The 25,771-nt window shown below is 68.8% G+C and carries 21 protein-coding genes and 3 rRNA genes; 4 read left to right on the top strand and 20 right to left on the bottom strand.

Annotation, left to right across the window (positions count from 1 at the left end; all coding sequences use genetic code 11):
* Positions 1-2 precede the first annotated feature (2 nt).
* The 9 genes from murJ to ACQPZX_RS35475 all read right to left on the bottom strand — a co-directional run bounded on the left by murJ (position 3) and on the right by ACQPZX_RS35475 (position 9,507).
* Entirely contained in the window at positions 3-1,565 is a 1,563-nt protein-coding gene (murJ, locus tag ACQPZX_RS35435) for a murein biosynthesis integral membrane protein MurJ (protein WP_433365226.1), read from the bottom strand.
* Positions 1,562-2,380 (bottom strand): hypothetical protein, encoded by an 819-nt coding sequence (locus ACQPZX_RS35440; protein WP_433365229.1) that lies wholly within the window; start codon positions 2,378-2,380, stop codon positions 1,562-1,564. Before ACQPZX_RS35440 ends, murJ begins: the two co-directional genes overlap by 4 nt.
* Before the next feature lie 25 nt (positions 2,381-2,405).
* Positions 2,406-3,332: a copper transporter gene (locus ACQPZX_RS35445; RefSeq protein ID WP_433365231.1), complete on the bottom strand. Its 927-nt coding sequence runs from the start codon at positions 3,330-3,332 to the stop codon at positions 2,406-2,408.
* 23 nt (positions 3,333-3,355) lie between these two features.
* The gene (steA, locus tag ACQPZX_RS35450; RefSeq protein WP_433365234.1) at positions 3,356-4,534 is read right to left on the bottom strand and encodes a putative cytokinetic ring protein SteA; all 1,179 of its coding nucleotides are present in this window, start codon (positions 4,532-4,534) and stop codon (positions 3,356-3,358) included.
* A 261-nt stretch (positions 4,535-4,795) separates the two neighbouring features.
* Complete coding sequence (gene recN / locus ACQPZX_RS35455; RefSeq protein WP_433365237.1) at positions 4,796-6,556, bottom strand: DNA repair protein RecN; 1,761 nt, start codon at positions 6,554-6,556, stop codon at positions 4,796-4,798.
* Positions 6,557-6,609: 53 nt separating this feature from the next.
* Entirely contained in the window at positions 6,610-7,497 is an 888-nt protein-coding gene (locus tag ACQPZX_RS35460) for an NAD kinase (RefSeq protein WP_433365240.1), read from the bottom strand.
* Positions 7,494-8,357: a TlyA family RNA methyltransferase gene (locus ACQPZX_RS35465; RefSeq protein ID WP_433365243.1), complete on the bottom strand. Its 864-nt coding sequence runs from the start codon at positions 8,355-8,357 to the stop codon at positions 7,494-7,496. Before ACQPZX_RS35465 ends, ACQPZX_RS35460 begins: the two co-directional genes overlap by 4 nt.
* Positions 8,358-8,361: 4 nt before the next feature.
* Positions 8,362-8,568, bottom strand: coding sequence for a hypothetical protein (locus tag ACQPZX_RS35470; protein ID WP_433365245.1), 207 nt, complete (start codon positions 8,566-8,568; stop codon positions 8,362-8,364).
* 54 nt (positions 8,569-8,622) lie between these two features.
* The gene (locus tag ACQPZX_RS35475; RefSeq protein WP_433365248.1) at positions 8,623-9,507 is read right to left on the bottom strand and encodes a phasin family protein; all 885 of its coding nucleotides are present in this window, start codon (positions 9,505-9,507) and stop codon (positions 8,623-8,625) included.
* A gap of 113 nt (positions 9,508-9,620) precedes the next feature.
* On the opposite strand from ACQPZX_RS35475, the gene ACQPZX_RS35480 reads away from it, so the two are divergent.
* Positions 9,621-9,956: an SCP2 sterol-binding domain-containing protein gene (locus ACQPZX_RS35480; protein ID WP_433365251.1), complete on the top strand. Its 336-nt coding sequence runs from the start codon at positions 9,621-9,623 to the stop codon at positions 9,954-9,956.
* Here the strand turns inward: ACQPZX_RS35480 and ACQPZX_RS35485 are convergent.
* From ACQPZX_RS35485 to ACQPZX_RS35495, 3 genes are all read right to left on the bottom strand, one after another.
* Positions 9,934-10,557, bottom strand: coding sequence for a flavin reductase family protein (locus ACQPZX_RS35485; protein WP_433365254.1), 624 nt, complete (start codon positions 10,555-10,557; stop codon positions 9,934-9,936). The two genes, ACQPZX_RS35480 and ACQPZX_RS35485, sit on opposite strands and share 23 nt — an antisense overlap.
* Before the next feature lie 76 nt (positions 10,558-10,633).
* Positions 10,634-11,662: an HAD-IIA family hydrolase gene (locus ACQPZX_RS35490; RefSeq protein WP_433365257.1), complete on the bottom strand. Its 1,029-nt coding sequence runs from the start codon at positions 11,660-11,662 to the stop codon at positions 10,634-10,636.
* Positions 11,663-11,758: 96 nt separating this feature from the next.
* Complete coding sequence (locus tag ACQPZX_RS35495; protein ID WP_433365260.1) at positions 11,759-12,904, bottom strand: hypothetical protein; 1,146 nt, start codon at positions 12,902-12,904, stop codon at positions 11,759-11,761.
* Here ACQPZX_RS35495 and ACQPZX_RS35500 point away from each other — a divergent pair.
* Positions 12,854-14,737, top strand: a complete 1,884-nt coding sequence (locus ACQPZX_RS35500) for a hypothetical protein (RefSeq protein ID WP_433365262.1) — start codon at positions 12,854-12,856, stop codon at positions 14,735-14,737. The genes ACQPZX_RS35495 and ACQPZX_RS35500 overlap by 51 nt on opposite strands.
* A 67-nt stretch (positions 14,738-14,804) precedes the next feature.
* Here the strand turns inward: ACQPZX_RS35500 and rrf are convergent.
* From rrf to tyrS, 5 genes are all read right to left on the bottom strand, one after another.
* Positions 14,805-14,921 (bottom strand): 5S ribosomal RNA (gene rrf / locus ACQPZX_RS35505).
* A gap of 85 nt (positions 14,922-15,006) precedes the next feature.
* Positions 15,007-18,117 (bottom strand): 23S ribosomal RNA (locus ACQPZX_RS35510).
* 62 nt (positions 18,118-18,179) lie between these two features.
* Positions 18,180-18,335 (bottom strand): hypothetical protein, encoded by a 156-nt coding sequence (locus ACQPZX_RS35515; RefSeq protein WP_433365265.1) that lies wholly within the window; start codon positions 18,333-18,335, stop codon positions 18,180-18,182.
* A 152-nt stretch (positions 18,336-18,487) separates the two neighbouring features.
* Positions 18,488-20,003, bottom strand: a 16S ribosomal RNA gene (locus ACQPZX_RS35520).
* Together the 16S, 23S and 5S rRNA genes form the textbook arrangement of a ribosomal RNA operon.
* A gap of 418 nt (positions 20,004-20,421) precedes the next feature.
* Positions 20,422-21,726: a tyrosine--tRNA ligase gene (tyrS, locus tag ACQPZX_RS35525; protein ID WP_433365268.1), complete on the bottom strand. Its 1,305-nt coding sequence runs from the start codon at positions 21,724-21,726 to the stop codon at positions 20,422-20,424.
* 9 nt (positions 21,727-21,735) lie between these two features.
* Here tyrS and ACQPZX_RS35530 point away from each other — a divergent pair, with 9 nt between their 5' ends.
* Both ACQPZX_RS35530 and ACQPZX_RS35535 read left to right on the top strand, forming a co-directional pair.
* A complete protein-coding gene (locus ACQPZX_RS35530) occupies positions 21,736-22,485 on the top strand; it encodes a polyphosphate kinase 2 family protein (protein WP_433365271.1) in 750 nt (249 codons plus the stop codon).
* 59 nt (positions 22,486-22,544) lie between these two features.
* On the top strand, positions 22,545-23,807 hold the full coding sequence (locus ACQPZX_RS35535) for a diguanylate cyclase domain-containing protein (protein ID WP_433365274.1): 1,263 nt from the start codon (positions 22,545-22,547) through the stop codon (positions 23,805-23,807).
* A gap of 20 nt (positions 23,808-23,827) precedes the next feature.
* Here ACQPZX_RS35535 and ACQPZX_RS35540 read toward each other — a convergent pair whose 3' ends face one another.
* The 3 genes from ACQPZX_RS35540 to ACQPZX_RS35550 form a co-directional block, all read right to left on the bottom strand.
* The gene (locus tag ACQPZX_RS35540; protein WP_433365277.1) at positions 23,828-24,352 is read right to left on the bottom strand and encodes a Uma2 family endonuclease; all 525 of its coding nucleotides are present in this window, start codon (positions 24,350-24,352) and stop codon (positions 23,828-23,830) included.
* Between the two features lie 86 nt (positions 24,353-24,438).
* Positions 24,439-24,993: a hypothetical protein gene (locus ACQPZX_RS35545; protein WP_433365280.1), complete on the bottom strand. Its 555-nt coding sequence runs from the start codon at positions 24,991-24,993 to the stop codon at positions 24,439-24,441.
* 11 nt (positions 24,994-25,004) lie between these two features.
* Positions 25,005-25,760, bottom strand: coding sequence for a dihydrofolate reductase family protein (locus tag ACQPZX_RS35550; protein ID WP_433365283.1), 756 nt, complete (start codon positions 25,758-25,760; stop codon positions 25,005-25,007).
* Positions 25,761-25,771 lie beyond the last annotated feature (11 nt).

Genomic DNA, 25,771 nt, shown 5'->3' on the forward strand with positions numbered 1-25,771 from the left:
TTTCAGCGACGCCGCAATCGGGCGACCAAACCACTGACAGCCGGACGGTCGAGGACAAAAGCCACCCCGCCGAACACCACCAGCACGGTGAGCCCGCCCAGCATGCCCTGCACCAGGCTGCCGACGACCGCGGGGCCCGTGCCGCTCAGGTGTCCGATTCCGGTCACCACGCCGTACCCGGCGGCAGCGGCTGTCCCCGCGGCAACGATACCGACGACGGTGGAACGGCCCAGCCCCGCCAGCGACGCGGGGCCCGCGTGGCGGCGGACCGCGAGCACGAGCAGCGCCCCGATCACCGTCATGCCGGCCGCGTTGGCCAGGCCGAGCGCGAGCACCTGCCGCTGGTCGGAGAGGCCGGCGAAGGCGAGCGCGACGCCGGCCGCGACGATCCAGCCGGCGGCGGTGGAGGCGGCCGCGGCCCGGGTCGCGCCGCGGGCGTAGAGGGCGCGCGAGAGCAGGGCGAACAGCGCGTAGCCGAACAGTCCGGGTGCGAAGCCGGCGATACCGGCGGCGGCCGACCCCGCGTTCATCAGGTTGGCGGCCGGTGCGGCGAGGGCGGCGAGGGCCGCGGCGCCGAGCCCGGCGGCGAGGGTCACCGTTCGTGCGCTGGCGGAGAGAGATTTCGCGTACGCCGTCTCGTCGCCGTTTGCCGCGGCCGCGGAGAGCGAGGGGTAGACCGCGGTGGCCAGCGGCACCGCGAGGACGGCCCACGGCAGCAGGAACACGGTCTGCGCGGTCGTGTAGAGCGTGAGCCCGCGCTCGGCGAGCAGCGCGATCGCGACGATGGTGATCAGCTGCTGGGAGCCGACGGTGACCGCGCCGGCCCAGCCGAGCCGCGCCGCCTGCCGCCCCTCGCCGCCCGGGAAGCGCAGCGTGGGCCGCAGCCGCAGGTGCAGCTTGCGCAGCGGGATGAGCAGGCAGAGCGCGAGCACCACGACGCCGAGGGTGGTGCCGATCGAGAGGGTCAGCTCGCCGGTGCGGGTCAGCCCGGCGAAGTCGCTCTCGGCGCCGTCGACCACGGCGTAGCTGAGGTACGCGACCATCACAGTCACGCTCGACAGCAGCGGCGCGATGACCGGCCAGGCGAAACGGTGGTGGGCCTGCAGCACGCCGGTGAGCACGATCCCGATCCCGTACAACGGCAGCTGCGGAGCGAAGACGTGCAGCATGCTCTCGGCGGTCGCCTGATGGGCCGCGGGCACGCCGGGCAGCAGGCCGGCGATCGGGCCGGCGAGCAGGCCGACCAGCAGCGCCAGCGGCACGAGCAGCACCAGCACCCAGGTGAGCAGCGCCGACGCGACCGCGTTGACCCGCTGTTTGTCGCCGGCGGCCACGTGCCCGGCCAGCAGCGGCACGACGAGGCTCGCCAGGGCGCCGCCGGCGACGAGCTCGAAGACGATGTTCGGGATAGTGTTGGCGGCGTTGTAGATGTCGGCCAGGTCGTGCTTGCCGACGGTGTGCAGGAAGACGAAGGTGCGGGCGAAGCCGGCGATCCGGGCGGCCACCGTGAGCACGGTGATGAGCGCGGCGGCCCCCGCGATCTTGCGCGCGGTCGTGGCCGTCACGTGGGACGGCGGCCCAGCTCGTCCAGCTTCCGCAGCCACGGCGTGTCCTGGATGACCTTGGTGTAGCTGACCTTCTCGCTGGCGGCGGTCAAGGCCGCCAAAGCGGCCAGAGCGACAAACCGACCCCCCATTCCCGTACGGGAGGCGAGCGCCACGCCGAGCAGCGCGCCCATCGCGTTCGCCCCCGCGTCGCCCAGCATGATCTCCTCGCCGAGGTCCTCGGGCAGCAGGGCCGTCGCCGCGCCCAGGGTCCCGGCCGCCACTCCCCCGCCGACCGGCACGCCGATCGCGACGCCCGCCTTGATCGCCCGGCCCGGCCGCAGGTCGAGCAGGTTGACGAAGTTCGCCATCCCCGCGATCACCCCTGCGCCCAGCAACACATCGCTCGTGCGACCTAGGAAGCTAGTTCGCTTGCTTCCGATCAGTGTCGAGGCGATGAGCCCGGCCGCGCCGACTCCCGCGATCTTGACGAGCCCGCTGGTGACCTGCCCCTCGCGCAGCGCGCCGAGGTGCCCGGCGAAGCCCTTGGCGGCCTTCTGCGCGGGCTGATTGCCGGCTATGTCGTCGTAGAGACCGACGGAACCGGAGACCACACCCGCCGTGAGGGCCGCGGCGGCAACGCGGGGTGACCGCGCGCCGGCCGCCGCGCCGACCGTGGCGCCGAGCGCGAGCGCGGGACCGCCGGCCAGCGAGACCGTGCGTCCGTGGAAATTCGTCCGCTCGAGCACCGCCGCGTACGCGGCGTCGCGGCGGATCCAGCCGAGCGCGGCACGGGCGACGGAAGCGCCGACGCCGAACGACCTGAGGATGGCCATGGCCAGGAAGTCTAGAGACCGGCCGCTAGGAGGCTGCCTTCGGCACCAGTGACGAGCCCCCCAGGCCGTACTGGCCCACCTTGTTCTGCACCATGCGCTCGCTGGTGACCATCGCGGTGGCGACCTGGCCCTGCACGGTGCTCGCGTTGTCCACCGTGGAGATCTCTTTGACCAGCGTCGGGTCGCCGCGGACCGCCGAGATCACGTTGCCGTCACCCACGCCGACGCCCGCCACCACGAGCGGCTTGGTGGCGAACTGGCTGACCATCATGAGCGCCGATTGGTTCTTCTTCGCGGCGTCCTTGTCGGTCGGCGGCTCGCCCGAGATGAAGACGGCACCCTCCGCGCCACCGGCCGCCTTGTCGTCGACCGCGATATAACCCTGCTTCGTGTACGCCGTCAGCAGCGCGGCCACGTCGTCGGGGCTGGCCTGGACCGTGCCGGCCCGCTGGAGCAGGCCGAGGGCGAGCTGGGCGCTGGCCGTCTCGACACCGTCGCTGTTGAGGGGCAGCCCCTCCATCTGGATCGTCGGCTGCGACGACTGACCGGCGAGGTCCAGCAACTCGTACGTGTTGGCGGGGTCGAAGAATTTGTCCTGAACCGTGACCTTGGCCGTGACCGTGGCGCCCGCGACCTTGAGCATCGCGATGACGCCGTCGGCGAACTCGGAGGTGTTCGGCAGCACCACCACGAGGATCTTGCGCCCGGCGAGCTCGTTGTTCAGGTACGACGGGGCGATCTCGGTCGCGAAGTCCTGACTGCGGTTCAGCTCCTCGCGGTACTGGTTGATCTGGTCGCGCTTGTTGCTGTTGTCCTTGTTCAGCGCGCTGATCTGGTTCTTGAGGCTGTCGGCCACCGGCCCGTTGAGCGCGGCGGTGCCCACGACCAGGCCGATGGCCAGGGCCAGGAAGACCGCGGTGAGCGACACCACGTGGTACCGGAAATTGATCACAACAAACGCCTCGGGGAGAGTTTTTAGAAGAGGTGGCCGAGCTGGAAGACCAGATTGTCCCACCACTCGGAAACCACGGTGAGATACGCCTTGCCGATGGTGGAGACCGCCACCGCCGAGGCCATCGCGGCGACCGCCGAGAGCACGAGCAGCAGCAGCGCCGAGCCGGAGATGTTCTGCCGGTAGAGCCGGCTCACCCCCTTGGCGTCGACGAGCTTGCCGCCCACCTTGAGCCGGGTGAGGAACGTGGACGCCATGCCGCCGCGGCCCTTGTCGAGGAACTCGACCAGGTTGGCGTGCGTGCCGACCGCGACGATGAGCGTGGCGCCCTTGTCGTCGGCGAGCAGCATCGCCAGGTCTTCGCTGGTGGCGGCGGCCGGGAAGGTCAGCGCCGGCACGTCGAGCTTGGCGACCCGCTCGAGGCCGGGGGCACGACCGTCCGGGTACGCGTGGACGACCACCTCGGCGCCGCAGCGCAGCACGTCGTCGGTGACCGAGTCCATGTCCCCGATGATCATGTCGGGGGTGTAGCCGTTCTCGACCAGCGCGTCGGCGCCGCCGTCGACGCCGATCAGCACCGGCTTGTACTCGTGGATGTACGGCCGCAGGACGTCCAGGTCGTCCTTGTAGTCGTAGCCGCGCACCACGATCAGCACGTGCCGGCCGGCGATGCGGGTCTGCACCTCGGGCACGCCGACGCCGTCGAGCAGCAGGTCGCGCTCCTGCTTGAGGTAGTCCATGGTGTTCGCCGCGAACGCCTCGAGCTGCACCGACAGGCCCTCACGCGCGTCGGCCATCGCGGCCGAGACGGTGTCGGTGTCCTGCCGGACCCCGCTGGCGACCGGCTCGCCGGCCAGCAGCACGGTGTCGTTCTCGATGGTGACCAGGTCACCCTCGTGCAGCCGCTCGAACACCTCCTCGCCGAGGTCGTCGACGAGCAGCACGCCGTTCTTGATCAGCACCTCGGGGCCGAGATTGGGGTACCGGCCCGAGATCGAGGGCTTGGCGTTGAGCACGGCGGCCACCCCGGCCGCGACCAGCGCATCGGCGGCGACCCGGTCGATGTCGACGTGGTCGATCACGGCGATGTCGCCCGGGCGCAGCCGGCCGGTGAGCCGCTTGGTGCGGCGATCGAGGCGCGCGGTGCCCGTGACGGCCTCGGGATCGAGGCTGCGGGCACGGCGCAAGGTGGGAAGTCGCATCCCGGCCATCCTGACATGCCGGATCACACGCCTGGCACGCGACATGCGCGATCTCACCCACAAATAGGGCATAACGCCCCGCTAGTCCCCTGTCGCCATCATGTCACGCGCGCGCTCGAGTGATCAGCCCCTTTTCCGGTGGGCGCACCGCCGCGCGGGCCGCCCCTGGGCCGCCCTGGGCCGCGCGGGCCGCCCTGGGCCGCGCGGGCCGCCCTGGGCCGCGCGGGCCGCCCTGGGCCGCGCGGGCCGCCCGTCCGCGGGTCAGCCCCTCTTCTCCCGGGCCGCGACCGCCAGCAGCTCCTCGGCGTGCGCGATGCCCAGATCGGAGTCGGGCAGGCCGGCCAGCATGCGGGCGAGCTCGCGAGCCCGTTCCGTCTCCTCCACGATCCGCACGCCGCTGGTCGTGATCGCGCCGCCGGTGTCCTTGGCGACCACCAGGTGCCGGTCGGCGAACGCGGCCACCTGCGGCAGGTGGGTGACCACGAGGACCTGATGGGTGCGGGCGAGCCGGGCCAGCCGCTTGCCGATCTCGACCGCCGCGGTGCCGCCCACGCCGGCGTCGACCTCGTCGAAGACCAGGGTCGGCGGGCCACCCGCGCCGGCGAAGACCACCTCGATCGCGAGCATCACCCGGGACAGCTCGCCGCCGGACGCGCCCTTCTGCAGTGGCAGCGACGGCGCGCCCGGGTGGGCCAGCAGCCGCAGCTCGACCTCGTCGGCGCCGTCCGGCCCGACGGCGAGCTCCGCCTCCCCCACCGAGACCGTCGGCTCGTCCTTGCCCGGCGACCGCGGGATCACCGCCACCTCGACCTTGGCGTGCGGCATCGCGAGGCCGGCCAGCTCGACGCTGACCGCCGCGGAGAAGCGCACCGCCGCCTCGGCCCGGGCCTCGGTCAGCCGGGCCGCCAGCTCGCCCACCTGCGCGGCGAGGCGCTGGCGCTCCTTGTCGAGCTCCTCGAGCATCTCGTCGGAGGTGTCCAGCGCGGCGAGGCGGGTGCGGGCGTTCTCGGCCCAGGCGATCACGCCGTCGATGTCGTCGGCGTACTTGCGGGTGAGCGCGCGCAGCTCGGCCCGCCGCTCGTAGATCTGCTCCAGCCGGGCCGGGTCGGCGTCGAGCGAGCTCAGATAGGCCGACAGCTCGGACGCGACGTCGCCGACCAGGGTGGCCGCCTCCTCCAGCCGGGCGGCCAGGTCGGACAGCGACGGGTCGACCGAGGACTGCGCCTCGAGGGTGCGGCGGGCCAGGCCGAGCAGCTGGGTCGCGTCGGGGGCGTCGTCGGCCGCCTCCTCCACGCCGGAGGCGAGCGCCTGGGCGGCGGTGGCCGCGGCCACCCGCAGGCCCTCGGCGTGCTCGAGGCGCTGCACCTCGGCGCGCAGCTCGTCGTCCTCGCCGGGCTGCGGGTCGACCCGGGTGATCTCGTCGAGGCCGAGCTTGAGCAGATCGGCCTCCTGCGAGCGGGCGCGGGCGTTGCGCCGCCGGTCGGCCAGGTCGTCGACGACCGCGCGCCAGCGGGCGAACGCCTCGCGATAGGTCTCCAGAAGCTTCTCGTGCTCGGGGCCGGCGAACCGGTCGAGCGCGCCGCGCTGCTCGGCCGGGCGCAGCAGGCGCAGCTGGTCGGACTGGCCGTGCACGGCGAGGACCTGCTCGCCGACCTCGGCCAGCATCGACACCGGCATGCTGCGGCCGCCGACGTGGGCGCGGGACCGGCCCTCGATCGACAGGGTGCGGCTGAGCAGCACCGAGCCGTCGTCGTCGACCTCGGCGCCGGCCTCGGTGATGCGGGTCTGCACGGTGTCGGCCAGCGCGCCCCTCAGGCGCAGGCGGCCCTCGACGACGGCGCGGCCCGGGTCGGCGCGCACCCGCCCGGCGTCGGCCCGGCCGCCGAAGAGCAGGCCGAGGCCGGTCACGACCATGGTCTTGCCCGCACCGGTCTCACCGGTGATGACGTTCATGCCCGACGTCAGCTTCAGCGTCGTGTCGTCGATGACGCCGAGCCCGGTGATCCGCAACTCCTCCAGCACAGGGCAGACAGTAACGGTGCCCACCGACAATTGCCCACCGCGGTATCCCACGATCAGCGTCGATTACCCCGCCAGCCCTCAACCGGCAGCGCGAACTTCGCCACCAAGACATCGGTGAACGGCTTGGGAGCCAGTCGCACGAGCCGCACCGGCAACTGGCCACGTTCCACGGTGACGCGAGCGCCCGGCGGAAGGTCCCACGTGCGGCGGCCGTCGCAACAAAGCACGGCAAATGACGTGTACGGGTCGACGGTCACCACGAACGACGAGGTCGGCGCCGTCACCAGCGGCTTGGAGAACAGTGCGTGCGCGCTGATCGGCACCAGCAGCAGGGCCTCGACCTCGGGCCACACCACCGGGCCGCCGGCCGAGAACGCGTACGCGGTCGAGCCGGTCGGTGTCGCACACACCACACCGTCGCAGCCGTAGCGGGCCAGGGGACGGCCGTCCACGTCGACCAGGAGCTCGAGCATCTGCGCCCGCTGCCCCTTCTCGACACTCACCTCGTTGAGCGCCCACGACTCCGCGATCACCCGGCCGCCGTACTCGGCGCGCACGTCCAGCGTCAGGCGCTCGTCCACCTTGTACGTGCCGTCGACGACCTCCTGGACCGCGGAGTCGATGTCGCTGACCTCCGCCTCGGCCAGGAAGCCGACCTTGCCCAGGTTGATGCCGAGCAGCGGCGCCTTCACCGGGCGGGCCAGCTCGGCCGCGCGCAGGAACGTGCCGTCCCCGCCGAGCGCCAGCACGATCTCGACGCCCTCGGCCGCCTCCGGCCCGGTGACCGGCGTGACCCCGGCCGGCAGATCGAGGTCGGCGACCTCCTCGGCCACCACGCGCACCTCGAAGCCGGCCGCGAGCAGATCCTTCGCGACGGCCGTGGCGTGCTGCGTGCTCTGTCGCCGGCCGGTGTGGGTGACCAGCAGGGCCGACCGCGTCATTCGTCCTCCAAAGACCTCTCCGGCGACATTTCCGGCGCGCCAGAAGCTACCTCCCCGGAGGGTCCCGCGGCGACCACTCTTTCGATCTCCACGCGATCGGCCGGAGCGGCGTCGCGGCGGAACCAGACGAAGAACTCGACGTTCCCGCTCGGCCCCGGCAGCGGGCTCGCCGTCACCCCCGCCACGCCCAGTCCCAGCTCGGCGGCGGCCGCGGCCACCTCCAGCACCGCCTCCGCCCGCAGCTGCCAGTCCCGCACGACGCCGCCGGCGCCCACCCTCTCCTTACCCACCTCGAACTGCGGTTTCACCATCAGCGCGAGGTCGCCGTCCGGCTTCGTGCAGCCGGCGAGCGCCGGCAGCACGAGCCGCAACGAGATGAAGGAGAGATCGGCCACGGTGAGATCGACCGGGCCGTCGATGATTTCCGGCGTGATCGTACGGACGTTGGTGCGCTCGAGGACCACGACCCGCTCGTCGGTGCGGATCGGCCAGGCCAGCTGCCCGTAGCCGACGTCGACGGCGACCACCTGAGCGGCGCCGGCGCGCAGCAGCACGTCGGTGAAGCCGCCGGTGGACGCGCCCGCGTCGAGGCAGCGCCGGCCCTCGACGGCCAGGCCGCGCCCGCCGAAGACTTTTAATGCGCCGGCAAGCTTGTGGCCACCTCGCGAGACGTACTCCGTCGCCGGATCCTCGCCGGTCACCAGCACCGGGTCGGCCGGGTCGACCATCGCGGCGACCTTGCGGGCCACGGTGCCGCGCACCTGGACCCGGCCGGCCTCGACCAGCTGCGCGGCCTGCTCCCGGGAGCGGGCCAGCTTCCGGCGTACGAGCTCGGCGTCGAGCCGGGCACGACGAGCCATCCGCTCAGCCCTCGATGCTCGAGAGGGTCTCCTGGAGCACCTGGTGCGCGGCCTCGTACGCGGCGATCTGCTCGCCGGGCGCCAGCTGCGCGGCGTTGGCGAGGGAGTGCAGCGCTGCGTCCACGGCGGGGTGCCCGGTCTCCTCGACGATCCGGCGCTCGGCGGGTGCGGCCGGCTCCGCGTACGCGTGCGGCTGCGGAGGCTGGGGCACGGGCCGGAACCCACCACCGGGCGGAGGCCCGGGCCTGTACGGGAATGTCATGGACTAATTCTCCGGCTCGGTGCTCGGCGCCGCCTGTTGCGGGGGCGCGCTCTTCTTCACGGGCGCGGCTTTCTTCGCCGGCGCCTTCTTCGCCACAGCCTTCTTCGCCGGCGCGGTGGCCGACGGCTCAGCCGGCGCGGTGGCTGGCGCGGTGGTCGGCGCGGTGGTCGGCGCGGTGGCTGGCGCGGTGGTCGGCGACTCGGGTGCGGCCACCTCGGCGAGCGCGGCGGCCTCGGCCGGCGGCAGCGCCTCGGCGATCGGCGCGCTCAGCGGCTCGGGCGCGGCTTTCTTCACCGCCTTCTTCGCGACGGTCTTCTTCGCGACCGTCTTCTTCGCCACCTTCTTGACCGGCACCTTCTTGACCGGCACCGAAGCCGTTGCGGTCACCGGGGCCGGAGCCGACGTCCCGACGTTGCCCGACACTCCGGCCGGCGTCGTCCCCGCCGTCGGCATCGCGTTCGGCGTGGCCTTCACGGCCTTCTTCGCCACCGCCTTCTTGGCGACCTTCTTCGGCAGCGGCGCCGGCTTCTCCAGGCGCGTCCCGCCGATCTCGGCCTCGGGGGCGCCGCCGTCCTGCACGGCGTGCTCCTGCGCGTCCTTGAGCTGCTTCTCCAGCTCACGCACCCGCGTGTTCAGCTCGGTGACCTCCTCGGCGGTGGCCAGCCCGACCACGCCGAGCGCGCGGTCCACCTCGTACCGCACGATGTTGGTCAGCGCCTCGCGGTTGGCCATGCCGGCCTGCAACAGGTCCTCGACCAGTCCTTGCAGCTGGACCGCGGTCGCGCCGCCGCGGTTGACCAGGTCGCCCACCGCCCTCTGTGCGCGCTTGCGCGGTGTCTCGGTCAGTCCGAGCGCCATCTCCAGATACGCCCGCCATGCGTCCGGCATGATTTCCGCTCCTCTCGGGGCTCACGTCGGGTGTCACGCTACCGGGCTGATCGCGTGCGATCGTGAGGTACGGTGCGCAATTGCGAGCGGTGTCGCAACTGAAGGGGTGTCGGATGGCCACGGTGGACGAATGCCGCACGGCTCTGGAGGGCCTCGCCGCCAAGCTGGCGGCCAACGGGGAGGCCCAGGGCAAGCTCGATTTCGAGCGTACGCTCGCGTGCCGCGTCCCCGATCTGGCCACCGCGTTCCACGCCCGCCTCAGCGGCGGCCGGTTGCTCGACATCACCGACGGCGACGACCCCAAAGCCAAGATCGCTCTGATCGCGAAGAGCGACGACCTGATCGCCCTGCTGGGCGGCAAGCTCGACGTCACCCGCGCCGTCGCCTCGCGTCAGATCTCGATCAAGGCCAACCCGTTCGACCTCCTCAAGCTACGGAAGCTGCTTTAGGCATTTCCCACGCGTCGGCCAGCCGCGAGGGGAACACGTTGATCCCGCCGCCGAAGAAGTCGCAGAACTTCATGATCAGCGGGTCCCAGCGCAGCGGGTCGACATACGAAGTGCCCGGAATTATCAGACTTTCCTCGACATAAGTCCGCAATACCGTCACCTCATACCCGTGCGCGCCCGATCCGAACGCGTGCACGGCGGCGACCTTGCATTCCATCTGGATCGGGCATTCCCTGACTCGCGGCGGCGCCACCAGCTCCGATTCCTGCCGCGTCAGCCCGCCGAGCGCGAACTTGTCCGCCACGTACCGATAGCCCTGCGCCGCCTTGTAGCCGGCGATCTCCCGCTTGCCGGTCGTGAGCGCGATCCGGTCCACCGCGTCCACCATGATCGACGACGGCAGGTTCAGCACGCACTCCCCGTGCCGCTGCAGGTTGGCGGCGGTCTGACTGTTCGCGCCCATCCCGAGCATCGCGGACTGCCCGAGCCACCACGCCGACGACATCGGCGCGAGGTTCGCGGTGCCGTCCGGATTGACCGTGCTGACCAGGACGACCGGGGTGCCGAAGTAGAGGACCTTGAGTCCGGGTACCAGATGCATGCCTCAATGCTGGCCGCCCGACCCCCTCAAAGCTGGCGGGAATCGGACCTGTCGATCAGATTCGAATGCACCAGGCCTAGAGGCCCCAGTTCTCAAAAAGCATGGCCGCCGCCGGGGATACGGCCTCGATCGCCTCCACCGGCACGCCGTCCCACGTCACCCCGCACAACAGGCGCAGCGCCGTAATCGGGTCGCCATCGCCGTCGAGCCCCACGCGCCCGCCGCCGTTGGTGGCCGTGTTGTCGCTTGTGCGGGTCAGGCGCCAGCCGCCGGCCGCGTCCGAACGCAGGAGCAGGCGCATGTCCTCGGCCGGGCAGAAGAGGCCGCTCAGGTCTGCGGCCACGAACGTCGGGCGGCGCTCCGGCGGGGCGGCCAGGAGCTCGGCCGGCCCACTGACGCCGGTGAGGACCAGCAGGCTGTCCATGCCGGCGCCGACCGCGCCCTGGATGTCGGTGTCCAGCCGGTCTCCGACGACCAGGGGGTGCTGGGCGCCGGAAAGCGAGGCGGCGGTGGTGAACAGGGCCGGCTCGGGCTTGCCCACGACCAGGTCGGGTTCCCGGTCGAGCGCGGTGCGCAGCACGGCCACCAGCGAGCCGTTGCCCGGCAGGGGCCCACGCGGGCTCGGCAGTGTCCGGTCGGTGTTGGTGGCCACCCAGGTAGCGCCGGCCCGTACCGACAACGCGGCCTCGGCGAGAACGCGCCAGCCGACCTCGGGCCCGTAACCCTGCACCACGGCGGCCGGCTTGTCCTCGAACGTCGAAACCGGCGTCAGCCCGGCCTCACGCACCTCGGCCACCAGTGCTTCGGCGCCGACAACCAGCACCGGGGCGCCCTTCGGCAGCCGCGAGGCGAGCAGCGCCGCCGCCGCGCCGGCCGAGTTGAGCACCTCTTCGGCTTTGGCGGGCACGCCCATCCCCGTGAGCAGCGAGGCAACATCCGCCGCCCGGCGAGAGGCGTTGTTTGTCGCATAGGCCACCGCGATCCCGTCGCCACGCAGCCGCTCCACCGCCTCCGGGGCTCCCGGAATCGGCTTGTCGATCAGGTAGACGACCCCGTCCAGATCGAAGATGACCAGGTCATAGCCGCTCGCCAGCCCGTCGCCCACGCGCTCCGCCCCTCGCTAGGTAAGTCCGCAACCCGCAGCCGAGGCTACCCAGCCGGGCGACAGCACAATCGTCCGTCGCCCGGCCCGGCATCGTTCCTACTTGCCGGTCTCGCCCTTGTCCTCTGCGGCGCCGCCCTCGGGAGCGCCGTCCTCGTCGGCCTTGGCCTTCGCCTCGACGTCATCCTCGAACCCGGCGATCGCCCCGTCCTCCTCGTCGCCCTCGTCGAGGTCGTCCTCCACCTCGTCGAAGTCGTCGTCGTTCTCGTCGTCCTCGTCAGCGGGCAGGCCGGCGCCGCGAGCCTCGAACTCCTCGTCGTCTTCCTCGTCGAGGTCGTCGTCCTCGTCGTCCTCGTCGTCCTCGTCGAAGTCGTCGTCCTCGTCGCGGAGGTCGTTCCGGTCGTCCCGGTCGCGGGGGTCGTCCCGATCGTCGCGGTCGTCGTCCTCGTCGCGGAGGTCGTCCCGGTCGTCGTCCTCGTCGTCGTCGAAGTCGTCGTCCTCGTCGTCGCGGTCGTCCTGATCGCGAAGGTCGTCGCGGTCGTCGTCCTCGTCGCGAAGGTCGTCGCGGTCGTCCTCGTCGTCCTCGTCGTCGAAGTCGGACTCGGCGCGCTCCTCGTCTGCCCGGGCGTCCTCCTCGTCGGCGTCGCGGAGGCCTTCCTCGTCGTCCTCGTCGTCCTCGTCGTCCTCGAGGGTGATGCCGTCCAGCTCGAGCAGGCGCTCGGTCGCGTCGGTGAGCTGGTCCTCGTCGACGGCCGCGGCGCGGCTGAACCACTCGCGGGCCTCGTCGCGACGGTCGGCCGCGAGCAGCGCGTCGGCGTAGGCGTAGCGCAGCCGCGCCGCCCACTCGGCGTCCTCGTCCTGGGTCAGCTCGCGCACCTGCAGCATCGCCACGGCGGCGTCGTGCTGGCCGAGGTCGCCGCGCGCGCCCGCCGCCACGATCAGCAGCTCGATCGCGCCCGCCTTGTCCAGCGACTCCATGTCGGCGCCGCGGAACAGGTCGATCGCCCGCTCGGGCCGGCCCAGCGCCCGCTCGCTGTCGGCGATCTCGGCGAGGTGGGTCTGGCGCCCGGTCATCCGGTGATAGGTGCGCAGCTCGGCGATCGCGGTGGTCCAGTCCCCGGCCGCGTACGCCGCGAGCCCGACCGCCTCCCGCACGACCGCGATCCGCGACGCGAGCCGGCGGGCCGAGATCGCGTGCTGCAGGGCGAGCTCGGAGTCCTCGTCGATGATCTGGCCGGCGGCCACGAGGTGGCGCGCTACCGTGTCCGCGACCTCCCGCGCGAGCGACAGCAGCTCGGCCCGGACCTCCTGGTCGAGGTCGGTGGCGACGATCTCCTCGGGGATCTCCGGCGCCTTGAAAGCGGCGGCCTGATCCTGGGACTCCTCGCCACGCTCCTGGTCGCTGCGGAACCCACGCCGATCCGGGTCCCGGTCACCCCGGAACCCACCACGGTCGTCCCGGAAGCCCCCACGGTCGCGGTCCCCGCCACCCTGGTAGCCGCCCCGGTCACGGTCGCCACGGAATCCACCGCGGTCGCCGCCACCCTGGTAACCACCACGGTCACGGTCCCCACCACGGAACCCGCCGCGGTCGCCGCCACCCTGGTAACCACCACGGTCACGGTCCCCGCCACGGAAGCGCTCGCCCTGCGGCCGATCCCGGTCGCTGCGGTACCCGCCGCTACGGCCGGCCGGCCGATCGCGGTCCCCGCCCCGGAAGCCACCCCGGTCGTCGCGGAAGCCCCCGCGATCGCGGTCGCCGCCACGGAACCCGCCACGGTCGCCCTGCGGCCGATCCCGGTCCCGGAACCCACTACCCTGCGGCCGATCGCCCTGAGGCCGGTCACCGCCGCGGTAGCCGCCACGGTCTCCACCGGCCTGGTAACCACCACGGTCGCGATCGCCCCGGTAGCCACCGCTCTGCGGCCGGTCACCCCCGCGGAATCCGCCGCTCTGCGGCCGGTCACCGCCACGGAACCCACCACGGTCTCCACCGCCCTGGTAACCACCACGGTCACGGTCCCCGCCGCGGTATCCACCGCTCTGCGGCCGGTCACCACCGCGGAACCCGCCACTCTGCGGCCGGTCACCGCCACGGAAGCCGCCACTCTGCGGCCGGTCACCGCCACGGAACCCACCCCGGTCGCCGCCACCCTGGTAACCGCCACGGTCACGGTCGCCACCGCGGTAACCACCGCTCTGCGGCCGGTCACCACCGCGGAAACCGCCACGGTCGCCGCCACCCTGGTAACCGCTACGATCACGGTCGCCGCCACGGTAACCACCGCGGTCTCCACTCTGGGAGCTGCCGCGGTCACGGTCGCCACCACGGAAGCCGCCGCGGTCACTGCCGCCCTGGTAGCCGCCGCGCTCCCGGTCACGGAAGCCACCGCCCTGCGGCCGGTCGGACCGGAAACCGCCACGGTCGCCGCCGCCCTGATAGCCGCCACGGTCGCCACCGCTCTGCGGCCGGTCGCGATATCCGCCGCGGTCACGGTCGCCGCCACCCTGGTAACCACCACGGTCACGGTCACCACCGCGGAAGCCGCCGCTCTGCGAACGGTCGCCACCGCGGAAACCGCCACGGTCGCCGCCACCCTGGTAACCACCACGGTCACGGTCGCCACCACGGTAACCGCCGCGGTCTCCGCCCGGGGAGCTGCCACGGTCACGGTCGCCGCCACGGTAGCCACCACGGTCGCCGCCACCCTGGTAACCACCACGGTCACGGTCACCGCCCCGGTAACCACCGCGGTCTCCACTCTGGGAGCTGCCACGGTCTCGGTCGCCACCTCGGTAGCCACCGCCCTGCGGCCGGTCGCGGTATCCACCGCGGTCACGGTCGCCGCCACCCTGGTAGCCGCCACGGTCACGGTCGCCGCCGCGGTACCCGCCACGGTCGCGGTCGCCGGAGGATCGTCCGCCGCGCGCGTTCTCGCCGTCCCGGCCTCGGCTGGGCCGGCGCTCGTCGTCGCGGTTGCTGGAGCCGCCGTCGTGCGGTCCTGTAGTCACGGATCAATCCTTCCGATACGGCGGCCCTGTCTTCGTGGGCTTGGCCTCAACACTCAAAGTTACTAGGGCCCGGACGCACAAACGCAGACGAGGGCCGACCCCGTCCTGGGGTGGCCCTCGTCTGTCACGTTGAGTCCGGCGGCGTCCTACTCTCCCACACCCTCCCGAGTGCAGTACCATCGGCGCTGGAGGGCTTAGCTTCCGGGTTCGGAATGAGACCGGGCGTTTCCCCTCCGCTATGACCACCGAAACAGCTGCCAGCATGCACAAACAACCTGCCTGGTTGTTCGTTTGCTGTGAATCACACAGTGGACGCGTTGAGCAAAAAGTTTAAGGTGGTTAAGCCCTCGGCTTATTAGTACCGGTCGACTGAACCAGTTACCTGGCTTACATCTCCGGCCTATCAACCCAGTCGTCTGGCTGGGAGCCTTACCCACTCAAATGGTGGTGGGATACCTCATCTCGAAGCGAGCTTCCCGCTTAGATGCTTTCAGCGGTTATCCCTTCCGAACGTAGCCAACCAGCCGTGCCCCTGGCGGGACAACTGGCACACCAGAGGTTCGTCCGTCCCGGTCCTCTCGTACTAGGGACAGCCCTTCTCAAGTATCCAACGCGCACGGCGGATAGGGACCGAACTGTCTCACGACGTTCTAAACCCAGCTCGCGTACCGCTTTAATGGGCGAACAGCCCAACCCTTGGGACCTGCTACAGCCCCAGGATGCGACGAGCCGACATCGAGGTGCCAAACCATCCCGTCGATATGGACTCTTGGGGAAGATCAGCCTGTTATCCCCGGGGTACCTTTTATCCGTTGAGCGACACCGCTTCCACACGCAAGTGCCGGATCACTAGTCCCGACTTTCGTCCCTGCTCGACCCGTCAGTCTCACAGTCAAGCTCCCTTGTGCACTTACACTCAACACCTGATTGCCAACCAGGCTGAGGGAACCTTTGGGCGCCTCCGTTACCCTTTAGGAGGCAACCGCCCCAGTTAAACTACCCACCAGACACTGTCCCTCGACCCGATCAGGGCCGCAAGTTAGATACCCAAACCCAACAGAGTGGTATTTCAAGATTGCCTCCACCCGAACTGGCGTCCGAGCTTCAAAGGCTCCCACCTATCCTACACAATTAAATTCGGATACCAATGTCAAGCTATAGTAAAGGTCCCGGGGTCTTTCCGTCCTGCCGCGCGTAACGAGCATCTTTACTCGTACTGCAATTTCGCCGGGCCTGTGGTTGAGACAGTGGGGAAGTCGTTACGCCATTCGTGCAGGTCGGAACTTACCCGACAAGGAATTTCGCTACCTTAGGATGGTTATAGTTACCACCGCCGTTTACTGGCGCTTAAGTTCTCCGCTTCGCCCCGAAGAGCTAACAGGTCCCCTTAACGTTCCAGCACCGGGCAGGCGTCAGTCCATATACATCGTCTTACGACTTGGCATGGACCTGTGTTTTTAGTAAACAGTCGCTTCCCCCTGCTCTCTGCGGCCATACCACGCTCCACCCGCACAGGGCTTCACGCGTCCGGCCCCCCTTCTCCCTAAGTTACGGGGGCAATTTGCCGAGTTCCTTAACCACAGTTCGCCCGTCGCCTCGGTATTCTCTACCTGACCACCTGTGTCGGTTTCGGGTACGGGCCGCTCGGAACATCGCTAGAGGCTTTTCTCGGCAGCATAGGATCACTGACTTCACCTGATACGGCTCGGCATCACGTCTCAGCCTTCATCGTGTGCGGATTTGCCTACACACGGGCCTACACGCTTACCCCAGGACAACCACCGCCTGGGACCAGCTACCTTCCTGCGTCACCCCATCACTAAACTACTACCAACCAGGGTCCTAGACTCACCAGCCTTGGTCCGAAGACCGCCGCCGGCTCGCGTAGTTAGCATGGAAAGGTTCGTCTTGGGCGTTCCTTCGCGGGTACGGGAATATCAACCCGTTATCCATCGACTACGCCTCTCGGCCTCGCCTTAGGCCCCGACTCACCCAGGGCGGATTAGCCTGGCCCTGGAACCCTTGGTCATCCGGCGGAAGAGGTTCTCACTCTTCATTCGCTACTCATGCCTGCATTCTCACTCGTACAGCCTCCACGACTGGATTACTCCGCCGCTTCCCTGGCTGCACGACGCTCCCCTACCCATCCACACGACTGCACCAGCACCGCAAGGGCACTGGCGGATCATTATGTGAATGCCACAGCTTCGGCGGTGTGCTTGAGCCCCGCTACATTGTCGGCGCGGAACCACTTGACCAGTGAGCTATTACGCACTCTTTAAAGGGTGGCTGCTTCTAAGCCAACCTCCTGGTTGTCTAAGCGACCCCACATCCTTTTCCACTTAGCACACGCTTAGGGGCCTTAGCTGGTGATCTGGGCTGTTTCCCTCTCGACTACGAAGCTTATCCCCCGCAGTCTCACTGCCGCGCTCTCACTTACCGGCATTCGGAGTTTGGCTGATTTCGGTAAGCTTGTAGGCCCCCTAGACCATCCAGTGCTCTACCTCCGGCAAGAAACACACGACGCTGCACCTAAATGCATTTCGGGGAGAACCAGCTATCACGGAGTTTGATTGGCCTTTCACCCCTAACCACAGGTCATCCCCCAACTTTTCAACGTTGGTGGGTTCGGTCCTCCACGCAGTCTTACCCACGCTTCAACCTGCCCATGGCTAGATCACCCCGCTTCGGGTCTAGAACACGCGACTAAAAACGCCCTCTTCAGACTCGCTTTCGCTACGGCTACCCCACACGGGTTAACCTCGCCACGTGCCACTAACTCGCAGGCTCATTCTTCAAAAGGCACGCCATCACCCCAAAAGGCTCTGACGGATTGTAGGCGAACGGTTTCAGGTACTATTTCACTCCCCTCCCGGGGTACTTTTCACCATTCCCTCACGGTACTCGTCCGCTATCGGTCACCAGGAAGTATTCAGCCTTACCAGGTGGTCCTGGCAGATTCACAGCAGATTCTAGGAGTCCGCTGCTACTCGGGAACACTGTAAGAAGGTCACACGCTTTCGCTTACGGGGCTCTCACCCTCTACGGCCGGCTTTCCCACACCGTTCAACTAACGAATGACTTTGTAACTTCTCGACCATGTGTCAGCACAATCAAACAGGTCCCACAACCCCCGCATGCAACGCCTGACAGCTATCACACGCCACTGGTTTAGGCTCGATCCGCTTTCGCTCGCCACTACTCACGGAATCACGTTTGTTTTCTCTTCCTACGGGTACTGAGATGTTTCACTTCCCCGCGTTCCCTCTACCCAGCCTATGTATTCAGCTGTGGATGACACGACATGACTCGTGCCAGGTTTCCCCATTCGGACACCCTGGGATCACAGCTAGGTTGACAGCTCCCCCAGGCCTATCGCGGCCTCCCACGTCCTTCATCGGCTCCTGGTGCCAAGGCATCCACCGTTCGCCCTTGACAACTTAACCACAGAAAACAAGATGCTCGCGTCCACTGTGCAATTCTCAACCAACGACCAACCCAAGACCATCTACGAAAACACCACCAACACCGTCACAACGGCAGGTATGCCTTCACAGGTCTTGCCTGGCATTGAAAAACCAACCGCGGGATCAATCACCGCGACGGTTGTTCTTTCAGATACCCAACAGGGTGCATGTTTGATCGCCAGGAATTTCAGCCGCACCAGACCCACGTTCCACGCTGCAAGCAGCTGTACTAGCGAGGCCGGCCGTTGCCGAAACCTGACTGGCCAGTGTCTCCGCCTTTGAGCACCCCACCACCGCATTCGGGTGGCGCGGGCTACTGGATCGGTTTCCCGATCTAGTTGCTCCTTAGAAAGGAGGTGATCCAGCCGCACCTTCCGGTACGGCTACCTTGTTACGACTTCGTCCCAATCGCCAGCCCCACCTTCGACGGCTCCCTCCCTTACGGGTTAGGCCACCGGCTTCGGGTGTTGCCGACTTTCGTGACGTGACGGGCGGTGTGTACAAGGCCCGGGAACGTATTCACCGCAGCGTTGCTGATCTGCGATTACTAGCGACTCCGACTTCACGGGGTCGAGTTGCAGACCCCGATCCGAACTGAGACCGGCTTTTTCCGATTCGCTCCCCCTCACGGGCTCGCAACGGTTTGTACCGGCCATTGTAGCATGCGTGAAGCCCTGGACATAAGGGGCATGATGACTTGACGTCATCCCCACCTTCCTCCGAGTTGACCCCGGCAGTCTCCCATGAGTCCCCAACATGACTTGCTGGCAACATGGGACGAGGGTTGCGCTCGTTGCGGGACTTAACCCAACATCTCACGACACGAGCTGACGACAGCCATGCACCACCTGTGACCGCCCCCGAAGGACCTGCCATCTCTGACAGTTTTGCGGCCATGTCAAACCCAGGTAAGGTTCTTCGCGTTGCATCGAATTAATCCGCATGCTCCGCCGCTTGTGCGGGCCCCCGTCAATTCCTTTGAGTTTTAGCCTTGCGGCCGTACTCCCCAGGCGGGGCGCTTAATGCGTTAGCTGCGGCACAGAGAACCGGAGAGGCCCCCCACACCTAGCGCCCAACGTTTACAGCGTGGACTACCAGGGTATCTAATCCTGTTCGCTCCCCACGCTTTCGCTCCTCAGCGTCAGTATCGGCCCAGAGACCCGCCTTCGCCACCGGTGTTCCTCCTGATATCTGCGCATTTCACCGCTACACCAGGAATTCCAGTCTCCCCTACCGAACTCGAGCCTGCCCGTATCGACCGCAAGCCTGGAGTTGAGCCCCAGGTTTTCACGGACGACGCGACAAGCCGCCTACGAGCTCTTTACGCCCAATAAATCCGGACAACGCTCGCGCCCTACGTCTTACCGCGGCTGCTGGCACGTAGTTGGCCGGCGCTTCTTCTGCAGGTACCGTCACTCACGCTTCGTCCCTGCTGAAAGAGGTTTACAACCCGAAGGCCGTCATCCCTCACGCGGCGTCGCTGCATCAGGCTTCCGCCCATTGTGCAATATTCCCCACTGCTGCCTCCCGTAGGAGTCTGGGCCGTGTCTCAGTCCCAGTGTGGCCGGTCGCCCTCTCAGGCCGGCTACCCGTCGTCGCCTTGGTAGGCCATCACCCCACCAACAAGCTGATAGGCCGCGAGCCCATCCCAGACCGAAAAACTTTCCACCACCAACCATGCGATCAGCAGTCGTATCCGGTATTAGCCCCCGTTTCCGAGGGTTATCCCAAAGTCCAGGGCAGGTTACTCACGTGTTACTCACCCGTTCGCCGCTCGAGTACCCCGAAGGGCCTTTCCGCTCGACTTGCATGTGTTAAGCACGCCGCCAGCGTTCGTCCTGAGCCAGGATCAAACTCTCCAACAAAAACCTTTGGAAAAAATGTCCCGGCAACAAAAAGTTGCCAAAGGAATCCAAGACCGGATCAAGCCTCGGGGAAAAATCTATTTGGCACTGGCTTTACAAGCACCCTGTTGAGTTCTCAAAGAACAACCGCACCCCCCCCGGGGCACTCGCTCAACTTTACTCTCGCTTTACCCCTTCGTCAAATCCCGGAAATTTCCCGGAAATGGCGAAAAGAAAGCTCAAGTCCCCGCAAAAATAGCACGACGGTGAGCCGTGCATTTCGTAGGGGTTCCGTCAGGACGGCCGCTGCGGTGACCCCGGAAGGCCCCTCGCGCTCGCCCGTCTCCCTGGCGGCTCGGAAAACATTACAGCGCACTGGGCCCCGGCACCAAATCGGCCCGCTGCGAACCAGGTCACAGCGGGCCGAGCAGGGAAAACCCTAAAGAACCTCGACGCCGGCGAACGACTTCTTGCCCCGGCGCAGCACCAGGAAGCGCCCGTGCAGCAGGGCGGACGCGGGCGGCACGGCCTCGCCGTCGGTGATCCGCTCGTTGTTCAGGTACGCGCCGCCCTCGGCGATCGTGCGCCGGGCCTCGTTCGCGCTGCCGACCAGCCCCGTCTCCTTGAGCAGGGAGGCGATCGACGGCAGCTCACCCCGTACGGGATGAAGCCCTGCCTCGGACAACGCGGACCGCAACGTGCCCGCGGAGAGTGAGTCCAGCGAACCTCGTCCGAACAGCGCCTGCGAAGCGGTGACCGCCTGCTCCGATTCCGAAGCGCCGTGCACCAGAGTGGTGATCTCCTCGGCGAGCGCCCGCTGGGCGAGCCGGGCCTGCGGGCGCTCGGCCGTCGCCTTTTCCAGCTCCTCGAGCTCCTCGCGGGGCTTGAAGCTGAAGAACCGCAGGTACTGCATGACGTCGCGGTCGTCCGAGTTGATCCAGAACTGGTAGAAGGCGTAGGGCGAGGTCATCGCGGGGTCGAGCCAGACCGCACCGCCCTCGCTCTTGCCGAACTTGGTGCCGTCCGCCTTCAGGACCAGCGGCGTGGTGAACGCGTGCACCGGGCCGGCGCCGCGACGGCGTACGAAATCAACGCCTGCGGTTATGTTGCCCCACTGGTCGGAACCGCCGTATTGCAGGGCGCAACCGTGCCGCACGTGCAGTTGGTAGAAATCGTTGGCCTGCAGCAGCTGGTAGCTGAACTCGGTGAAGCTGATGCCGGTCTCGAGCCGGTTGCGCACCACGTCGCGGGCCAGCATCTTGTTGACCGGGAAATGCTTGCCGACGTCGCGGAGGAACTCGATCACCGAGGTGGGGCCGGTCCAGTCGAGGTTGTTGACGAGCTCTGCCCCGTTTGCCCCGTCGTAGGTGACGAAGGGCGAAAGCTGGTCGCGGATCCTCGCCACCCAGCCGGCGATCACCTCGGGCGGGTTCAGCGAGCGCTCGCTCGACTCGCGCGGGTCACCGATCTGCCCGGTCGCGCCGCCGACCAGCAGCAGCGGTTTGTGCCCGGCCAGCTGGAGCCGGCGAGCGGTCATCACCTGCATGAGATGGCCGACGTGCAGCGAGGCGGCGGTCGGGTCGAAACCCACGTAGAAGGTGATGCCAGGGCCGTCGAGAGCAGCACGCAGCTCCTCCAACGAGGTGGAATCCTGGATCAAGCCCCGCCACTGCAGGTCGTCTACGAGAGTCACGCCTGCGATTCTCCCGCACTCGTCCGTGCGCGAGACACCGGGTTTCGACATGCTGTAGGGATGAGTCGCCTGGGTAGCGCCACCGCGCCGATCGAGATCTCCAAGAAGAAGGCCGTCGCCCGGCTCGAGGAGGCGCAGGACCGCCTGCTCCGGCTGCGCCTGATCCTCGGCGGCCAGATCGAGGAGAAGCGGATCGGCCCGCCGCTGGCCTGCGTCTTCGAGGGCTGGGACGCGTCCGGCAAGGGCGGGGCGATCAAGCGGCTGGTGGCGCCGCTCGACCCCCGGCACGTACGGGTCTCCCAGTTCGCGGCGCCGACCTACGACGAGAAGCGGCACCACTTCCTGTGGCGGTTCTGGCCGAAGCTGCCCGGCTGGGGCGGCATGACAGTGTTCGACCGCTCCTGGTACGGCCGGGTGCTGGTCGAGCGGGTCGAGGGCTTCGCGACCAAGGAGCAGTGGCAGCGCGCGTACAACGAGATCGTCGAGTTCGAGCGCACCCTGGCCGCCGAGGGCATGATCATCGTGAAGTTCTGGATGCATGTCTCCCCCGAGGAGCAGCTGCGCCGCTTCGAGGACCGGGCACACGACCCGCTGCGCACCTGGAAGCTGACCGACGAGGACTGGCGCAACCGCGAGAAGCGGCCGCAGTACGAGAAGGCGGTCGAGGAGATGTTGGAGCGCTGCGACCCGACCTGGGCGCCGTGGCGGGTGATCCCGGGCGACGACAAGCACTACGCCCGCCTCGCCGTGGTCGAGGCGGTCTGCGACGCGGTCGAGGAGGAGCTCACCCGGCGCGGCCAGAAGTTCTAACCCCGCTGCTCCCCGGCGGATACCGATCTTCGACGGCGCGGGGCTCACCGTTGGTAAGCGTGACCGCCCTCATCCGTCGCGACCCGCTGCGTTCGCTGCGCCTGCTCTTCCTGGTGTCCATGCTGGGCATCGGCGCTCTGCTGCTGGTGCAGATGGCAGTGACCCACGCGACGTGGGAGACGACCCTGCTCAGCACCGGCGTGCTGGCCGCGCTGCAGCTGCTGCGGGTCTACGAGTTCGTCCACGGGCGACTGGTCCCGCTGCCCGTGGACCTGCTCGAGCTGGCGGCGATCGGGGTGCTGCTCGCCCAGATCGGCGCCAGCGATCCGGTGCTCGGGCCGATCTACTTCCTGCTCATGTTCCGCGCGGCGACCGGCGGACTGCGCCGCCTGTTCCCGATGATCGCCGGGTACGGCGCGGTGCTGCTGACCGCCGACGTGCCTTACACGCTGGGCGCCGTCATCGGCCTGCCGGTGGTGCCGCTGCTGATCTACGGCATGCGGTCGGTCCTGCTGCACCTGCAGGAGGAGCAGCGCAAACACGGCCAGATGATGGACGACGTGCTCAACCGGTTGCCGTTCCCGGTGCTGCTGGCCGACGCCGAGGGCGGCGTGCTGCTGGCCAACCCGGCCGCGTCCGCGCTCACCGGGCCGCTTGACGAGCTGCGGGCGACGCGGGCCGGCGGGGAGCCGGTGGACCTGCCGCGCCTGGCGGCCGGCGAGTCCGGGCTGGAGCTGCGGCTCACCCGCGGCGACGGCCGGGTGGTGCAGGTGGTGGCCGAGACGGTGCCGACCGCGCACGGGACGATCGTCGCGCTTCTCGACGTGACGGCGCAGCGCGGGTACGAGGAGCGGCTCGAGCACGCGGCGTTCCACGATCCCCTGACCGGGCTGCCGAACCGGGCGCTGCTGTGGCGGCGGTTCGCGGTGGCGGCGGACGGCTCGTACACGGTTCTGCTGGTGGACCTGGACGGCTTCAAGGCGATCAACGACACGTACGGGCACCTGGCCGGCGACGAGCTGCTGTGCCGGGTGGCGGAGCGGCTCAAGCACGTGTGCGGCCCGTCGGCGACGGTCGCGCGGCTGGGTGGCGACGAGTTCGCGGCGTTGCTGCCGGCCTCCGGCCTCGCCGAGGCCGAGACCGTCGCCGAGGCCGTTCACCGGGCCTTGAGCTGGGAGATTCCGCTGGCCACCGGGCCGGTCCGGGTGGGTGCGAGCATCGGGTACGCCTTGGGCGGGCCCGGCCAGTCCCCGGACGACGTGCTGGCCACCGCCGATGCGGCGATGTACTCGCAGAAGCACGCCCGCTCAGTCGGCCGTTGAGCCGGCGACGCTTTCCTCGATCAGTTGAGATCGTGCTCGATCGGGTCGGTGTTGAGCAGCCAGGCGAGCGGCATGGTTGCCTGCACCGCGTACTGGTTGCCGGCCAGGCGATGAATGGTCACGGTCTGCGCCGAGTCCTGATCGACCACCCAGTACTGCGGGATGCCCGCGGACGCGTACTCATTCCGCTTGGTCACGGTGTCGGTGCCTTCGGACCCCGGCGCGATGATCTCGACGACCAGCAGCACGTCATCCACCGAGAGCCAGACGCCGTCGACCTGGGCCTTGCTCCAGACCACAAGGTCGGGGATCCGTCCACCGACGCCGCCGGCACCCGGAATACGCAATCCCACCGCCTGAGCGACCCGTTCAGCGGGGATCGCCGAGGCAAGGAGCCAGGCCATGAGCCGGGTCGCGATAATCGCATGGACATACCCCGGCGGCGGCATGACGGAGAGCACTCCCTCAGGGCTGATCTCATAACGGTGGTGCTCGTCGGCGGACATCATCGCCGTGAGGTCGTCGAGCGTCACGACCTCAGGCATGTACCTGCCGACAGCCTCTGAGCTCATGCCGGCATCTTACCGATTCCCGTGGCCACGGTTCCATGTCGGGCAGCGCCGGCCGGCGGCTAGGCGAGCGGCAGGCCGGCTGACTGGGTGTGGGTGGGCTCGGGAGCGGCGTGGTGGGTGAGCACTGCCCCGGTCATGAAGGTGCCGCCGACGGCGAGGGCGCCCAGGACGCCGAGTGAGATCTGCTGCTCGTGGTCGAGCTGGCGCTGGTAGTCGGCCTCGTTGATGACGGTGATGCGGCCGTTGTGGTCGAGCACGTACTGGCCGTCTCGCATTTCGGCGTTGCCGTTCAGGCCGGCGAAGGCCACGACCACCGCGAGCCAGAAGCCGAAGAACAGCGCGCCGGCGAGCATGGAGGCCCAGTGCGGGACGTGGGGTGGCACCCAGGAGGTGAGGCTCCACGCGCGGCGGGGGCGGGTGGTGCGGTAGTACCAGCGGTTGCCGAGCACGCCGGCGATCACGCCGGGCAGCGCGAGCACGGCGGCGACCAGCACGGCCACCGGTGTGGGGGCCAGCCGGTGGCCGGCGAGCAGCGCCGCGATGAGCACGCCCGTCCAGACCACGCCGACCGAGCACATCGCGCCGCACACGACCAACAACCGATGCGGGATCATCACGTCGGACGCTAGCCGCCTGCGCCCCCCTCCGTGGCCGTTTCGCCGTCCAAGCCGGTCTCGTAGCGGAGCCACAGCGTGCCGTCCGCCGACGTCTGCGCGGACAGCAAGCGCAGCGGCAGCGGGGACTCGCCCGCGCCGAGGGGCGGCCCGTCGAAGAGCGTGGGAGTGCCGAGCCCCCCGATCACCGCCGGCAGCACCACCACCTGCAGCTCGTCGACCAACCCCGCCCGCAGCAGCGCGCCGTTGAGCCCGCCGCCGCCCGTCGAGACCACGCAGGTGACGCCCAGGCGGGAACGCATGCGCAGCAAAGCGGCCGCGAGGTCGACGCGCTCCTCGCCGGCGATCAGGTAGCTGATGCCTTCGCGACGCAGGTAGGCCAGGTAGCCCGAGGGGGTTGCCCGGCATGCCAGCACCAGCAGGTCCGACGTGCCGACCCGCTTGATCGTCCAGCGGACGCGGCCCCGGCCGTCGATGACCGCGAACCATTTCTCGCGGCCGGGCGCGGAGACCACGAAGTCGTCGTAGAGCGCGGGGTCGTCACTCGGCGGCAAAAGCGAGGGAGAGGGCGAGGGCGAGGGCACCAGTGACCCGCTGCCGGCCAGCTCGGCCTGGGGACCGTGGCGGGTGCCGATGTCGGCGCTGCGCTGCGCCTCGACGCCGGCGAAGCCCGGCGGCTGCAGCGCGGCCCACTCGCCGGCCGCCGGTGGGTGCATGAGCAGGTCATCGCGCCGCAAGGCGATGCGGCCGTCGACCGATGCCGTCATCGAGACCACTA

Origin of the sequence: Actinoplanes sp. CA-142083, from assembly GCF_050942195.1 — a bacterium.
Taxonomy (GTDB): domain Bacteria; phylum Actinomycetota; class Actinomycetes; order Mycobacteriales; family Micromonosporaceae; genus Actinoplanes.